Genomic DNA, 247 nt, shown 5'->3' on the forward strand with positions numbered 1-247 from the left:
GGATAATTTAAATGTCTGTTAAAATTGAAGACCGCCCTATTGAGCAAGTTCGTGAGCAAGTGATTGATCAGCTCATTTATAACTACAGCCATGGTGTTATTTCTGTAGAAGCATTTGAAAGGCGCTTAGACGACGCCATGGCAGCGAGTGACAATAAAGCACTTATGGATCTCGTTGAAGATTTAACCTTAAATACTGACCAACAATATAAGGCGCAAAAGCACTCTCAGTTTGCACCTAATTATAG

1 protein-coding gene is annotated in these 247 nt (G+C 39.3%); it reads left to right on the top strand.

Annotation, left to right across the window (positions count from 1 at the left end; all coding sequences use genetic code 11):
* Positions 1–11 precede the first annotated feature (11 nt).
* The coding region (locus tag AAEY68_RS21455; protein ID WP_350586872.1) for a DUF1707 domain-containing protein at positions 12–247 on the top strand (236 nt) is incomplete at its 3' end.

The sequence above is a fragment of the Pseudoalteromonas sp. RB2-MNA-CIBAN-0110 genome (assembly GCF_040309305.1).
Taxonomy (GTDB): Bacteria; Pseudomonadota; Gammaproteobacteria; order Enterobacterales; family Alteromonadaceae; genus Pseudoalteromonas; species Pseudoalteromonas arctica.